This is a genomic window from Bacillus sp. N6 (assembly GCF_052805735.1).
The window spans coordinates 2,341,352-2,355,622 of sequence record NZ_CM127843.1 but is presented as its reverse complement, the minus strand read 5'-3'; the positions used below and the strand labels follow the sequence as shown (position 1 = coordinate 2,355,622).

Annotated in this window: 15 protein-coding genes; 2 read left to right on the top strand and 13 right to left on the bottom strand. The window is 34.5% G+C overall.

Features of this window, described 5'->3' with window-relative positions:
- Positions 1–67: 67 nt before the first annotated feature.
- From ACUXVC_RS12165 to ACUXVC_RS12135, 7 genes are all read right to left on the bottom strand, one after another.
- Complete coding sequence (locus ACUXVC_RS12165) at positions 68–1,651, bottom strand: aminotransferase class V-fold PLP-dependent enzyme (RefSeq protein WP_340783866.1); 1,584 nt, start codon at positions 1,649–1,651, stop codon at positions 68–70.
- 70 nt (positions 1,652–1,721) lie between these two features.
- Positions 1,722–2,270 carry a glycerol-3-phosphate 1-O-acyltransferase PlsY gene (gene plsY / locus ACUXVC_RS12160; RefSeq protein ID WP_340783869.1) on the bottom strand — a complete coding sequence of 183 codons (549 nt, stop codon included), beginning with the start codon at positions 2,268–2,270 and terminating at the stop codon, positions 1,722–1,724.
- A gap of 138 nt (positions 2,271–2,408) precedes the next feature.
- On the bottom strand, positions 2,409–3,302 hold the full coding sequence (locus ACUXVC_RS12155) for a BadF/BadG/BcrA/BcrD ATPase family protein (protein ID WP_446026097.1): 894 nt from the start codon (positions 3,300–3,302) through the stop codon (positions 2,409–2,411).
- Between the two features lie 15 nt (positions 3,303–3,317).
- Positions 3,318–4,472, bottom strand: a complete 1,155-nt coding sequence (gene anmK, locus ACUXVC_RS12150; RefSeq protein ID WP_446026096.1) for an anhydro-N-acetylmuramic acid kinase AnmK — start codon at positions 4,470–4,472, stop codon at positions 3,318–3,320.
- A 22-nt stretch (positions 4,473–4,494) separates the two neighbouring features.
- Entirely contained in the window at positions 4,495–4,761 is a 267-nt protein-coding gene (locus ACUXVC_RS12145) for a hypothetical protein (protein ID WP_001021962.1), read from the bottom strand.
- A gap of 78 nt (positions 4,762–4,839) precedes the next feature.
- Positions 4,840–6,123: a PTS sugar transporter subunit IIC gene (locus ACUXVC_RS12140; RefSeq protein WP_001032277.1), complete on the bottom strand. Its 1,284-nt coding sequence runs from the start codon at positions 6,121–6,123 to the stop codon at positions 4,840–4,842.
- Positions 6,124–6,134: 11 nt separating this feature from the next.
- Positions 6,135–6,440: a PTS sugar transporter subunit IIB gene (locus ACUXVC_RS12135; RefSeq protein WP_000865907.1), complete on the bottom strand. Its 306-nt coding sequence runs from the start codon at positions 6,438–6,440 to the stop codon at positions 6,135–6,137.
- 227 nt (positions 6,441–6,667) lie between these two features.
- Between ACUXVC_RS12135 and ACUXVC_RS12130 the strand changes: the two genes are divergently transcribed.
- The gene (locus ACUXVC_RS12130) at positions 6,668–8,227 is read left to right on the top strand and encodes a glycoside hydrolase family 10 protein (RefSeq protein ID WP_446026095.1); all 1,560 of its coding nucleotides are present in this window, start codon (positions 6,668–6,670) and stop codon (positions 8,225–8,227) included.
- Between the two features lie 57 nt (positions 8,228–8,284).
- Here ACUXVC_RS12130 and ACUXVC_RS12125 read toward each other — a convergent pair whose 3' ends face one another.
- The 3 genes from ACUXVC_RS12125 to ACUXVC_RS12115 form a co-directional block, all read right to left on the bottom strand.
- Complete coding sequence (locus ACUXVC_RS12125; protein ID WP_000008372.1) at positions 8,285–9,118, bottom strand: DUF3974 domain-containing protein; 834 nt, start codon at positions 9,116–9,118, stop codon at positions 8,285–8,287.
- Between the two features lie 24 nt (positions 9,119–9,142).
- Complete coding sequence (locus ACUXVC_RS12120) at positions 9,143–10,255, bottom strand: toxic anion resistance protein (RefSeq protein WP_000137402.1); 1,113 nt, start codon at positions 10,253–10,255, stop codon at positions 9,143–9,145.
- Positions 10,256–10,568: 313 nt separating this feature from the next.
- Complete coding sequence (locus ACUXVC_RS12115; protein ID WP_446026094.1) at positions 10,569–11,162, bottom strand: O-methyltransferase; 594 nt, start codon at positions 11,160–11,162, stop codon at positions 10,569–10,571.
- A 304-nt stretch (positions 11,163–11,466) separates the two neighbouring features.
- On the opposite strand from ACUXVC_RS12115, the gene ACUXVC_RS12110 reads away from it, so the two are divergent.
- A complete protein-coding gene (locus ACUXVC_RS12110) occupies positions 11,467–11,625 on the top strand; it encodes a hypothetical protein (RefSeq protein WP_001100984.1) in 159 nt (52 codons plus the stop codon).
- Between the two features lie 33 nt (positions 11,626–11,658).
- On the opposite strand, the gene ACUXVC_RS12105 is transcribed toward ACUXVC_RS12110, so the two are convergent.
- From ACUXVC_RS12105 to ACUXVC_RS12095, 3 genes are all read right to left on the bottom strand, one after another.
- Positions 11,659–12,528, bottom strand: a complete 870-nt coding sequence (locus ACUXVC_RS12105) for a sigma-70 family RNA polymerase sigma factor (protein WP_000447147.1) — start codon at positions 12,526–12,528, stop codon at positions 11,659–11,661.
- Positions 12,506–13,816: a phytoene desaturase family protein gene (locus tag ACUXVC_RS12100; protein ID WP_089170975.1), complete on the bottom strand. Its 1,311-nt coding sequence runs from the start codon at positions 13,814–13,816 to the stop codon at positions 12,506–12,508. The genes ACUXVC_RS12105 and ACUXVC_RS12100 overlap by 23 nt, the downstream gene beginning before the upstream one ends.
- Before the next feature lie 93 nt (positions 13,817–13,909).
- The gene (locus ACUXVC_RS12095) at positions 13,910–14,215 is read right to left on the bottom strand and encodes a luciferase domain-containing protein (protein WP_141241064.1); all 306 of its coding nucleotides are present in this window, start codon (positions 14,213–14,215) and stop codon (positions 13,910–13,912) included.
- Between the last annotated feature and the right edge of the window lie 56 nt (positions 14,216–14,271).

Genomic DNA, 14,271 nt, shown 5'->3' with positions numbered 1-14,271 from the left:
CCTCTTCCAATGTTCTATTCCTAAGTTTTCGTAAGTCGTAGCTCCTTTATACGAAAAGAAAAAGTCTTTATATATGTACCCCACTCTGAAATAAACACATTTGCAAACAATTTAACATCCTCTTCATATCACGTTCTTTATAATGATTCAGGCATGCAATTTGGATCCAGTTATTCTTTTGTAAATACGCTGATTCATAATGGACAATATATCCTTGTAAAGCTAACGCATCACCTACCGTTTTAGAAGACTGACCTTCGCTTAATTGAATTGTAAATATAATTTTCGCGGCATGTTCTTTAGGTGAAACAAGCTTTAACCCCATATCAGTAATAACTTCTTCAATATACTCGTATGTCTCTTTAATTTTTACAAATACCTTTTCATCTTCAAATCTCTTCAACGCTTCTTGCAATGCATAAATTAAATTCCATGATTGTGAGTATGGAATGCTTTCATTTTCTTCATACATACCAATGTCCATATAGGCCGGCACAGCCTCGTTTATTTTTACAATGTGGTTATGAAAAACGAAAGAAATTCCTGTATATGATTTAATCGCTTTACCGCTAACACCACTTGCAAAATACACATCCTTTAAGTCTAATGGTATTGCTCCAATTGAGCTTATGCAATCTACACATAGTTTTATTTGATTCTCGTTACAAAGAGTGTTTAGCTCGTTTAAATCGTTTAACATTCCAGTAGATGTTTCATGATGAACAAACCAAAGCCATTCATAATTTCCAGTTGTCATGATTTCTTCTAATTCGGTATAAATAAATGGATCTCCCATTTCCTTTTTATAAGTATCAAAATGTAACTGTGCTCGTTTTGCATGTCCAACTAATCTATTACCAAATTCCCCATTTGTTAATACTAGTCCTTTCCCTTTTAAAGAACGTAACTGTAAAGCGATCGCATCATTTGCTAACGTCCCTGTTCCTAACATAAGCTGTACATGTTTTGCTTTTGTCATGTAAAGTAACCGTTTTTTCACATTGTCCATCATCACTTGAAATGACTTAGAGCGATGCGAAATAGGCCGCGTAGAAAATGCCTTTCGAACGTTCTCTTCAATATCTACTGGACCAGGTAAAAACGTATATTCTTTCGTCATAATCCCCCCAACGCTCGATTCTTCAAACATAACAGGGATAACATACATTGGCTGGAAGGCCGCTTCTTCTGTACCAACTAACGTATGGAAAACTTTGAATCCCATTTGCTCATATAAAGCTAGTTCACGTGTTGTTGCAGAAATGAGTGCTAATTCATATCCATTTAGAAGCAAATAACGATGTAGAAAACGGATTAATCCTAATAACGCTCTTCCATTCCTATATTCACGTTCTACTGAAAGTAAACGAATTTCATACACTTTTTCTCCATGCTCTTGCAAATAAACATCTAAATTTGAAATTTTATAATCTAACGAGAATGGTCGTTTTCCCCGCACCGCGACCATACCTACTAATCTATCCTCATCTAAACAAATTAAATATGTATTTTCTTCATGAAACCGATCTATACGAAACCGGTCTTTCGTTTCTTCATGTTGCGGAATCTCTTCTACAAAAGTTTTATAATTTAATTTATGTATACTTTCAAATTCCCAATCTTGATCAGCAACTTTATAAATTAACCCCATGCCTTATCTCCTTTATCTATTTAATAAAAAATGATAAGTGGAGATTATCCCCACTTATTAAACATTTATTTTATTCTCGATTTACATATAGAATAAGTACAATAATCATTCCACTTAAAATAGTCGTAACAACAGAATAAGAATAAAGAATCATACAAATTGGTAAACAAGCAATCGTAATTAGTCCTGGCTTCGTAAATCCTTTGAATATTAAATAAAATACAATAAAAATGCCTATGAGGGTAAGCGCTATCAAATAATCAAATGCGATTAATCCTCCAATAAATGTTGAAATACCTTTACCGCCCTTACCTTTAAATAAAACTGGGTAAATATGTCCAATAATAACGGCCAATACTGTTAACATTATGAATGTAGTATCTTCAAAAAGATATTTTGCAACAGTAACAACGATTGCCCCTTTAATCGCATCCCCTAAAAATGTAGCGATGAAATACCCTTTTCCATATACGCGCCCCATATTTCTTGCGCCAGGATTTCCGCTTCCTTCATCCCTAATATCAACGTTATGTCTCAATTTTGTTACTATATAAGCGGTCAATATGTTTCCAATTAAATAAGAAGCCACCAAATATAAAAACTGCATACTATTAATCATGTAATCATTCACTTTCTAAATGGGAATACATATACAATATTCAATTACTACGTATATTTTACGTTTTTAACATACGTCCCTTTATACATTTTAACATCATATTTTTACAAATCATACAAAAATTCTCATGCGCTAATTTTAAAAATATATATCCTTCATTAAATGGTATGTTCCTTTCACTGCCATTTCTGCTTGTGATACGAATGTAATTTCTTTCATACTTTCTTCACAGCATTTCTTAAATACAGCAAATATTTCAGGAACTAAACGCAATATACTGCCACTTACTGCAATTGGAGTTGAGCGCTTAAATTGCATCTTGTTATAAACATCTACCGTAATTCTTGCTAATTCCTTTCCAGCTTGCATTATAATTTCATGCGCATCATCATTGCCACTTCTTGCTTCCTGAATAACTAATGGTGCGATTGCTGCAATTTTATCTTTAGAAGAAGTATATACTAAGCTTTTTATATGAGACGGTGTCAAAAGTTGAAACTGCCTTTGAATATTCAAACTCAATGGACAAAGGCTGATTCCTTGATCGAATTGAATTGTCATTTTCTTTAAAGCTTGTAATGCAATCCAATATCCGCTCCCTTCATCTCCTAAAATATGTCCCCATCCACCGCTATACTGATATACTTCTCCTTTCTTTCCTATACAAATTGCACCTGTACCACCTATAGTTAATATTCCATCCTTACCTTTTAAAGCAGCTGCATGCGCGATCATTGCATCATTAAAAATTTCAATTTTTGTTCCGTATTTCTTTTTTAAACGTAATGTTAATTCATTTGTATTCACTCCGCTTATACCAGCTAATCCTAAACAAATACAAACGCAATGCTCATTTATTAAATTCTTCTGGCATTGATTAATTGCTTCCATAATATGCAAAAGCGCCTGATCAAAATCTATTAATACATTTCCAAATCTGCTCGTACCTCTTACAACTTCATTTCCATTTTGATCAAATGCAATTGCCTCTGTCTTCGTTCCCCCGCCATCTACTCCAATCATATACTTCATATGTTCGCCTCATTTTCATTTACATATTGGAGGGAATGTTACATTCCCTAAAACCACGGAATTCTTAGCACCTGTTGCGCTCGGCACATTACTCGGATTACGATGATACGTTTCGTTTGCTAAAATAGCAAATGCAATCGCTTCTTTCGCTGCTGAAGAATGACCAATATCCTCTTGTATACATATACTACATTTCTCTTCTCTTAATCCATTCCGTATCATTTCAACAAGTGTATTATTATAACTTCCACCACCAGCTAAAATCACCTCATCAATGTCATAATACGGTAAAATACACTCCTTATAATGATGAACAATTGAACATGCTGTAAACATCGTGACAGTTGCCAATATATTTCCTTTACTATGCTTTTCAAATCGATTTAATAATTCAGTCACAAACGCTTCTCCAAAATGTTCTCTACCTGTTGATTTTGGTGGTTTCACGTTCAAAAATGGATGGTTCATACAGTATGTTAAAATTTCATCTACAACTACCCCCTGCTTTGCAATCCAACCATTTTGATCATATGGTACATGAAATAATCTTTGACATACTTCATCGATTACCATGTTGCCTGGTCCAGTATCAAAAGCAATAACACTCTCTTTACTTCGTTTACTTGGAACCACTGTAACATTACCAATCCCACCAATATTTTGTAGTAGTCTATTTTTAGTTTGATGCCGATATAAAATAATCTCTGAATATGGTACAAGTGGTGCACCTTGTCCCCCTGCCGCCATGTCCATCGTTCGGAAATTCGAGATAACCGTCGTGTTCGTTTCATATGCTATTACTGCTGGTTCCCCAATTTGCAATGTTGAAGAAATAATATTCCCTTCTTGCTTTGGCTGATGATAAATCGTTTGTCCGTGAGAGCCTATTAAATCTAATTGTCTCAAAGGAAAATTGGCCTCTTTACAAACTTCCTTTACAGCATTGGCGAAGCATAAACCAAGTTTAAAATTTAAACTACATATAAGTTGGACATTTGAAGTTTCAATTGATAACGCTTGTTGGATCTCATTTTTCATATCATTACAAAATGGAACAGTAGTAAAATGGATGAGTTGGATTTTAGAATCTACACCACTTCCTTCTATATGAACGAGCGCTACATCTATTCCATCTAATGAAGTACCAGACATTACCCCTGCAATATACATAACGTGCATGACCTCCTATTTACTAAAAAACAATCATGTAAGTAACGAACGTACAACAAATCGAAAACAATATAAATCTAAAAAACAACTGAGCTTTTGATGCAAACGATCCATCAATGAAAGAAACAACTACCGTAAGCAAAACGCTTGCCGCAATACTTGTAACAAGCCAGATACTATGCATTTGTGATAGATTTAGCATGCCTAATAAAGGGACAAAAAGTAAATTTGCACAAATCACTCCAAATAATAATAAAAATACGCCTTTATAACTAAATTTTATATTCATTCTATTTCCCCCTTTCTAGTTTTAATGTGAAAGAAGTGATAGACAAAAAGTCTATCACTCAAAATAACAGCGTGCAGATTAAGGATTAACAGATTCCCCGTCACCATTTTTTTCAATTTCAAGCATATTTTTGTCGTACATTTTAAAGAATGGTAAATAAATAAGGAACGATATTGCTATATTTATAAAAACTAATACAATCGCACGCCAATCTCCACCTGTTGCTAAATATGCACCAATTGGAGCAGGTAGTGTCCATGGCGGCATAATATGCGTTGGTGTTACAAATCCCATCGCAGTTGCTGAATATGCAACAGTTGCTGTTACAAGTGGTGTAATGATAAATGGGATAATTAAAATTGGATTTAGTACAATCGGTAATCCGAATATGACTGGTTCATTAATATTAAAAATACCTGGAACAATACAAGTTCTTGATAATGCTTTCGAATATTTCGATCGACCAAATATAATCATAGCTAATACAAGCCCTAACGTCGCACCAGAACCGCCAATCCATATAAACCATTGATATAACGGCTCTGGTGAAATAAATGGCAACTGATCTGCTCCACTAGCAACTGCTTCACCATTTTTCCCTAGGTATACTTCCCATAATGGCCTAGCAACAGTTCCAACAACCGACACACCATGGATTCCGAATGACCAAAAAAACGTAATTAAAAACACTGGAATCATTACACCGAAGTAACTATCCCCAGCTTTTACTAATGGTGCTGCTAATTTATCAACAACATGGTGTAAATCAATGCTAAAAACGACAGTTACTAGACTCATTATAATAATAACGAATGCTGCAGGTATAAGTGCTTCAAATGAACGCGATACAGATGGCGGTACTTGTTCTGGCATTTTAATCATTACATTTTTCTTCTTACAAAATCTTAAAATCTCTACGGATAAAATAGAAACAATCATCGTCACAAATAATCCATGACCTCCGAGATTTGTCATCGGAAGCATGAATCCTTTTTTATCAATTAACTCAGGCGTTAATGTTAAAAGTAGTGAACATACCGCGAGCTGTGCTCCTGATAAAGCATCTAATTTATAACTTTTCGCTAAATTATATCCTATTCCAAATGCGATATATAAAGACATAATAAACATGGTTAAACGATATGGTATCAATATACTTGTTTGATTCTTTAATGCCCAAACTGATATGAAACTATCTTTCGGCAGTGGTGGAAATGCTACTATTAAAAAGAAGCTTCCTACTATAATAAATGGTAACGCCGAAATAACTCCATCACGGATTGCTTGTAAATGTCTCTGCTCAGAAAGCCTTGCCATCGGTCCAGATAAGTTTTTATCAAGAAACGTGACAAACTTATTCATAACGTTTCCCCCTAACTTATTAATTCATTTACAGTTTTTAATAAAGTCGGGCCACCAAGCGGTGTGTATGCTTGCGGCGGTATGATGCCACACGGAATAGATTCCTCCTCTGCAAATTTTTTTACAGAGTCAAATCGGTGTCTTATTTGAGGTGCCACCATTACGACATCCCAGCCATTCTTTACTTCTTCCTCTACCTCATTCGTTCCAATTGCATGCACTTCCATGTTCACACCATTTTTCTCCGCTTCTTTTTTTAAAGCGTTTACAACAATTGCACTGGACATTCCTCCAGAACAGACGAACAAAACTTTCATTTATTAATCCTCCTATACTTATAATTTATTACCCTTCAAATGAAAGGAAGTTTCACTTTACTAACAAGCATATGAAGTAGTAAATGAATTTAGTTATAATGAAAGTAAATTTCATTAAAAATATTTTTCCTATTAAATTAATGTTTCAATATGCAATTTTCTCTATTGCAAAGTCAACCTCGCCTCATATATTATTTTAAATAATCATATGATAGGGAGGCGTATAAATGATCGTTAAACGTTTATTAATGATATGTTGTATCGTCATCTTATTCATCCCTTTCTCTTTCATTCCCCCTCACTTTACTTATGCTGAAGTAAATACTACGTACAAAAAACATGAATTACGTGCTGTATGGATTGCATCTGTTCTGAATATTGATTGGCCCTCAAAAACTGGCTTACCCATTGAAAAACAGAAACAAGAATTTATAAGATTATTAGACAATGTAAAAAGCACTGGTATGAATGCAGTTGTTGTACAAATTAAACCAACCGCTGATGCTTTCTATCCTTCAAATTACGGTCCTTGGTCTGAATACATTACAGGAACACAAGGAAAAGATCCTGGTTATGACCCGCTCGCATTTATGATTGAAGAAACTCATAAAAGAAATATAGAATTCCACGCTTGGATTAACCCATACCGAATAACGATGAATCACACCGATATAAATCAATTATCAAATAATCACCCTGCAAGGCAACATCCCGATTGGGTTGTCACTTATGGCGGAAAGTTATATTACAATCCCGGTATTCCGGAAGTGAAAAAATTTATAACAGAAGGCGCTTTAGAAATCGTACAAAATTACGATATTGATGCGCTGCATATGGATGATTATTTTTACCCATATAAAGTAGCCGGTGAAGAATTTCCAGATCAGAAAACATACGAAACATATAATAATGGTAGATTTACAAATATAGAAGATTGGCGACGTAATAATGTAAATGAACTTGTAAAAGATTTAAATACTGCTATAAAACAAGAAAAATCATATGTAAAGTTTGGCATTAGTCCGTTCGGCGTATGGCGAAATATAGCTGACGATCCCACTGGCTCTAACACAACCGCAGGCCAAAGAAACTATGATGACCTTTATGCTGACACACGTGAGTGGATACAAAAAGGATATATTGACTACATTACACCGCAAATATATTGGAATATAGGTTTCACCCCAGCTGCATATGACATATTAGTAGATTGGTGGGTTAAAGAAACAAATAACAAACCGCTTCACCTATACATCGGTCAAGCGGCCTATAAAATTAATAATAACTCCGTCCCTGCTTGGTCTGATCCAGAAGAATATCCAAAACAAATTGCATTAAACCGGCTATATCCTGATATAAAAGGTAGTATGCATTTTAGCTTAAAAGATATTAATAACAATCCACTCGGAGTTAAAGATAGACTTTCAAAAAACATATATAAACATCCTGCATTAATCCCGCCTATGCCTTGGCTTGATCATGATCCACCAAAACAACCGACTTTAAAAGGCGCCATTCCAAGAGATGAAGGTATTGCAATCGGTATCATTGACAATAGAGATAATGATTCTGCTTATTACGCTATTTACCGCGTGAATGGGAAAAATGAAGTGGATATACAAAATCCTAAAAATTTACTTACTACTGTAAGAAAAACAAAACTTGGAGAAATTTATGTAGATAAAACAGCAACTTCTGGAGAAACGTATACGTATGTCGTAACTGCAGTTGATCGATTGCATAATGAAAGTGTGGCTTCTAATCATACTACCGTTAGAGCAAAATAAAATCTCATAAAAAAAGCGCCTTAAAGCTGTGATACTTAGCTTTTAAGGCGCTTTTTGTTATTTATTCTTAAACTTCTCAGTCGCTGCCCTCATCTTCACATTTAAATCGTGATCAATCGAGTCGCGAATATCTCGCTCTACTACTTCCATTTCTTTTTTGAAATTTTCCAAGTAGATCTTCAGTTCTTCTTCCTTCTCTGGTCTTTGTGAAGGTGGTAATTGTACTACCAACGATAACATGGCCGTTAAATCTTTCATTAAGAATGTTTCAAGTTTATGTTGTTGTTCAAACATGCGTTGCTCTTGATAGTACGGAAGTGCATTTAATACTGAAATTGTAATATCATCAACCGTTCTTTGTAATGAAGGATTTATTGAGCGTTTATACGCTTGAATTGTATTTAATGCGTCTGGATAACGGTCATAAAAATACAATTTGTAAAATGATAAGTCTGTCGGTTTTACAGTTTGCTGCGTTTCTTGTCTTAAGAAATCTTTCACTTTCATCGCAGCCACATCAATATCTTCATTCGTAAGCTTTTTCGTAGTTTTTGCCATTACATGCACTTTTTTCTGCTTTTCTTTCGGTAACATCGAGAAGACTTGCTCTCTCGTACGTTGACCTGATGCACAAAATAGAGTATTTAATGTATTTTGTTCTTTCTTTCCTTCGGTGCGAATCCAGCGATAAAACAGTGGATGTTGTGTAAATTCTTGTAGAAACGGTATTGATTTGTTTGATATCTTATCTAGAGAATCTTGCGCTCTTTTATATGGCTTCGTCCATGAAAAATACAGTTTCCGCCCGAAGTATACGACTAAAACAACGACAGTAAACGCTATTAAAAGCAATGTACCGAGTAGTAATAGTACTGTTTGAATGAAACTCATTTGTTCACCTCCTCTAATAATCTGTTATTTCCTTGGACGCTGAATGAGTTTCTGCTTCATCTCATCATTAAATGTGTCTAGTTCAATAACGAACTTCTTGCTTGACTCAATAATACGTTCTGACGATTTTTCAGATGCTTCAATTGCAGCGAACACATTTTGGAATGATTCACGTAATTTATCCATGCTAATAGCAGGGTTTTCAAGCAATTTCGTCGTTTCTTCTGTATTTTGTTTTAACGCTTGAGAATTACTTAATACCATCGATTCAATTGCTTCATTCGTCGCATTTACGGCATCAATTGTTTTCCGTTGATTCGTTAATGCAAGCTGAATAGCAGCTGAAACTGTTACAACGTTTTGTGTCATCGTAATCGCATTACGTATTGCCTCTGTTAATTTTTCATTATTTTTCTTAATGATGTCTACAGAAGCTATAGATTGTAATAATACACTTTTCGCTTGCTGCATATTACGTGTACGTACAAGTATCTTTTCTAATGCATCGTTAATTAACGGAATATCCCTTTGACGCTCTGGGTTTTGTTTCTCAGCTTCAAGCATGCCAGCAAGCTTTTTCCCTAAGTATACTTGTTTATCAAGAGCATGAATTTTATCGTGCGATTGTTCCTTTAACATTTCAAGACCAACTGTATCCTCTTGTAAGTTATCACGACCAATTAGAAGGGATCTAATAATTTCCTCAATTTGCTTATCTATAGATTGATATTTATGCACGTATGTTTCAAGTGGATTTTTCTTAAATACTTTAAACATAATTTTCTTCATACCACTTGCTTTAAGTGAATTGGGATCAAGCTCTGATACCACTTTTCTTAATTCTAACAATGTATTTGGAATTTCTTCATTTTTCCCATTCATCATCGCTGTTACAGGGCGTTTTAAAGCTGATAACGTTTGTCCTGCTGCTTGTTGCTCTTTATCCCCTAAATCTCCTAGCTGAGACAATACTTTTGATAAATCTGTATTTTGCTCGCTATTTAACTTTTGTACATAAAGATCGGCTTCTTTATTTAATTCATCAAGTTCTTCATCTTTTATAACTGTATCAACTACTACTTCTACATTATTATCTTTCACAATTGATACGGGTTCTTTTTTCTCGAGTTCAGTCAACAAAATCGCTCCTTTATTTATATGTGCGAATTTATGTGCACTATATTTCATCTAATATATTGTATTTCATTTGCAAACAGCCTATATGAAATCAATTTTCAAGAAATACCTGCTTATGCAGTCATTCCCTGTTTCTTACTATAAGTATACCTGTAAACAACATAATTTTCCTCAGACTTAAGACCTAGAGACCGACATGCTGAAGGCGGATTCTTCGTATGTTACGTATATAAATTACGTCCTTCCCATACTACTGCACGCAATCTTTTGACATACACCCTTTTTCAATGTGATAATTATATTACACTCAATCCTATTTCTTCTTACGCGCTACAAATGCACCCTTTTGAAATGCCAATAATACTGTTTCAAACATTTCATCTTCTTCAATCATTTTTATAAACTCAACTAATTCACTCGCATGAGAAGTAGCATTATCGACAACAAGAAGACCTTGTGGTTGTAACATACGTTTTATATGTTCAAACCACCACATGTATTGCGTGCGCTCTGAATCTAGGAAAATAAAATCAAATGAATGATCTAATTGGGAATCTAAAAATGCCCCTGCTTCTTGATTATGAATATCGATTCTTTGTAACAGGTTTGCCTTTTCAAAATTGACAAGTGCCTCTCCAACTCGTTCTGAAGAAAGCTCTACAGTTGTTACATTTCCATTTGTTTCTTCTACCGCATTAGCTAACCACAATGTAGAATAACCATTAGAAGTTCCAATTTCCAAGATATTTTTTGCATTACACCCTTTTACTAAAATTGATAAAAATTGCCCCATCTCACGAGAAACATTCCGTAGTTTTTCTTCCCTTGTTTTTTTATTTCGATCATGCTCTTCTCCATATTGTTCAAGTTGCAATAATAATGAATCTACTGTATCCATTCTTTTCATCGCCTTTCCAAGCAATATGATGAAAAAGCTCTTGCTGCCCGTCTATTTTTTATTATATGCGAAACGAAATCCTTTTTCCTGTTATATGACAAAGATTTATAATTTTTTATAGCATATTGTTTCGTTTTTTGGTAAAGTTAATTTCTACGTGCAATTATTCCATTCATATTATTTCATATTAAAATTGCAGTTATTAAATTATATAAACCCCATTTAAATGAATCGGTATTTCAAATTCAATTAAGCGCCCTTTTCGGACGCATTTTCTTTGTTTATATATTTCCAGAAGAAAGGATGCTTACAAATGAACGTGATTAGCTTAGATGCTGCTCGAAAACGAAAGCAGCATAAAAAATTAATGATTACTATACCGATTATTACACGTATTTATGAAGAAGACGGGGAAATTAAATTTGAGGTAGCTGGCGAAAAAGATGTACCTCTTGAAATGTTAGAAAAATAATAAAAAAACGCATTTCTAAAGAAATGCGCTTTTTTATATTTTTACATTTAAATGCATAAGTTTTTCAGGATTAACCATCATATAAATATTTGAAATCTTCTCATCCTCAAATGCAAACGAAAGAACATACGTTACTTTATTATTTATTGTAACTATAACTCCTGGTATACCATTTACCATTTTAAAATCAACAGTGTATTCTTCTGTCAATCGTTGTGCAATCCCAAAGAACAAGCGAATAATTCGATCTGCAGAATAAATCGGATTGATCGCAGTTGTAACTTTACCGCCACCATCAGCTTTGAATATAGCATCTGTTTTTAATACTTCCAACATACCTTCCGTATCCCCACACTGTAATGATGCTACAAACTTTTCAACATAAGAAGCCATTTTCTCCGTGCTTAATTTTGATTGCTTCGGTTTCTCCAACATGCTTTTTCGTGCACGTTGAAAGATTTTTCTACAGTTCACACTACTCTTATCAACAATTGAAGCTATTTCTTCGTATTCATAACTGAAAACCTCTCTTAATATGAAAACAATCCTTTCTACCTCAGATAGTTGTTGTAAAAGTAATAAATATGCGGTGGAAAGGGATTCTTTCATTATAAATGACTTTGATGGCTCATCACTCTCGTCTACAAGTGGCTCTGGTAACCACATCCCTACATACACGTTACGTTTATGCGCTGCCGATCGTAATTTATCAATTGAACGATTTGTCGCCATCTTACATAAATATGCTTTCATATTTTCTATAGATTGAGGATCTTCTATATTATTTAGCGAGATAAATACATCCTGAACGATATCCTCAGCATCCATAACACTCCCAAGGATTCTGTATGCTAACGAAAATAATAATGGTTGATACGCTTCATATAACTGCTCCGTTTCCATGATGAACTGCCTCACTTTCATATTGCTTTAAAATGTGTAACGCTGCTCGTTTCCCACTTGCTACCGCAGCATCAGCTAATATTTCATCATGCCCTGCCCAATCTCCTGCAACATAAACACCTGGCATTTCAGGTATATTAGGAGCCGGATTTTCAACACGGTCAATATGAGGAAAATCATGTACTACTGTTATTTTCGGTAAATATTGCTGTGCAACAACTTCTCTTTTCCAATTTGGATGTAACAACTCCATCGTACTTTCCAACTGTTCTTTATCTTCATGAATGTGATTCATCTCTAGCACAGGATTATGGTACTTAATTAGACTCACTGCAATTGATCCATCTTCACTTAATTTAGCTGCTCTCGATTGATTTGTGAAAAATATAGGTTGATCTAATCCTAATACAAATTGATGTGTAGGATTGGGTAATTGTCTCAAGCCAATATCTAATGCAGCAACAGTAACCGGTACCGATTGTTCATTCCATCTATGCAAACTTGTTCCTTCTGCACCTTTTATTATTTTACAAGCCTCTTTTGGCGGAGTCGTCACGATGACTGTACCTACTTCAAAAAACTCATCATCAACACAATGTATTCTTTGTTTATCTTCGTAATGCTCTATTTCCAAAACATGCTTTTTAGCCAAAAATTTCACTCCGACATCATTCGCTAAATCTCTTAATTTTGTTATTATCGTCTCCCAACCACCATCTACATAAAGCACTCCTTCTTTTATAGAAAGCTGTATTTGCTTTAGTACAGATGATGCTAATTGTATTGTAGGAGCAAACGTATATGTTGTTGTCCGGCATAGCGCATAAAATATATTACGAACCATTGGATCTTTTATTTCATTTTCTGCCCATGTAGTTAGACTCATTTTCGGAACTTCTCCTACATCTAAATTTCCTAAACGAATCATAAGACGTGAGAATTGTACTTTTGCAGACCACGAAAGTAGTGGTGTTGATAAAATTGAGCGAAAATCTGTTGGAATGGTGAATATATCCCCTTTCCATATTCCATGTGCTTTTGTAGATGGTATTCCACCTGGAAGATTCAAACCGAGCTCATTAAAAGTTATAAACGCTGCCCCGCCTCTATATAAAGCATGTGCACCAAGATTCATGCAGATTCCATTTTTATTTATAGTCATCCCTCGGCCACCGAATTGACTGGATTTTTCTAATACAATCACTTTCTTTCCAGCTTTCGCTAAATATATAGATGCTGTTAATCCAGCAAGCCCACCGCCAACAATTGCTACATCAAATTTCTTCATAATAAAATCCCTCCTCATCGTTCTACATACAAGACGAACGATTAAGGAGGGATGTGACATAAAAATAAATTTTTATTACCCTACTATATTTCATTACTTTTTAATTCGGTCATATTGCATACGAAATAACTCAATTGCAAATGGAATATCCTCTTCACTCTTTATATAATAACTGATCCATCCTGATTCAGGTAATATGTGATGTGGTTTTACCAATCCTCGGTTCACTAATTCATCTCGCTTTAACTTCGGAAATGGTAAATCAGCTAATTTATCACCATGAAGATGGCCAAGTTCTTTCTTACCATAATTTATTTCAATACCACCAAATCGATGCGTTTTTTCAGAAACCCCCGCCCAGCTGAGCACTTCATTTCTAATCATTTCACTATATGACATGAACATTCACTCCTTATAAATGATTGATGTACTTTTAAATTAACATTTTCATTACT

What these genes read in the sequence shown, in the direction of transcription:
- ACUXVC_RS12100 (WP_089170975.1), bottom strand. Translation starts at nt 13,816, where the DNA reads ATGAAGAAATTTGATGTAGCAATTGTTGGCGGTGGGCTTGCTGGATTA.
- ACUXVC_RS12140 (WP_001032277.1), bottom strand. Translation starts at nt 6,123, where the DNA reads ATGAATAAGTTTGTCACGTTTCTTGATAAAAACTTATCTGGACCGATG.
- ACUXVC_RS12125 (WP_000008372.1), bottom strand. Translation starts at nt 9,118, where the DNA reads ATGAGTTTCATTCAAACAGTACTATTACTACTCGGTACATTGCTTTTA.
- ACUXVC_RS12105 (WP_000447147.1), bottom strand. Translation starts at nt 12,528, where the DNA reads ATGGAAACGGAGCAGTTATATGAAGCGTATCAACCATTATTATTTTCG.
- anmK (WP_446026096.1), bottom strand. Translation starts at nt 4,472, where the DNA reads ATGTATATTGCAGGGGTAATGTCTGGTACTTCATTAGATGGAATAGAT.
- ACUXVC_RS12115 (WP_446026094.1), bottom strand. Translation starts at nt 11,162, where the DNA reads ATGAAAAGAATGGATACAGTAGATTCATTATTATTGCAACTTGAACAA.
- ACUXVC_RS12155 (WP_446026097.1), bottom strand. Translation starts at nt 3,302, where the DNA reads ATGAAGTATATGATTGGAGTAGATGGCGGGGGAACGAAGACAGAGGCA.
- ACUXVC_RS12165 (WP_340783866.1), bottom strand. Translation starts at nt 1,651, where the DNA reads ATGGGGTTAATTTATAAAGTTGCTGATCAAGATTGGGAATTTGAAAGT.
- ACUXVC_RS12110 (WP_001100984.1), top strand. Translation starts at nt 11,467, where the DNA reads ATGAACGTGATTAGCTTAGATGCTGCTCGAAAACGAAAGCAGCATAAA.
- plsY (WP_340783869.1), bottom strand. Translation starts at nt 2,270, where the DNA reads ATGATTAATAGTATGCAGTTTTTATATTTGGTGGCTTCTTATTTAATT.
- ACUXVC_RS12135 (WP_000865907.1), bottom strand. Translation starts at nt 6,440, where the DNA reads ATGAAAGTTTTGTTCGTCTGTTCTGGAGGAATGTCCAGTGCAATTGTT.
- ACUXVC_RS12095 (WP_141241064.1), bottom strand. Translation starts at nt 14,215, where the DNA reads ATGTCATATAGTGAAATGATTAGAAATGAAGTGCTCAGCTGGGCGGGG.
- ACUXVC_RS12130 (WP_446026095.1), top strand. Translation starts at nt 6,668, where the DNA reads ATGATCGTTAAACGTTTATTAATGATATGTTGTATCGTCATCTTATTC.
- ACUXVC_RS12145 (WP_001021962.1), bottom strand. Translation starts at nt 4,761, where the DNA reads ATGAATATAAAATTTAGTTATAAAGGCGTATTTTTATTATTATTTGGA.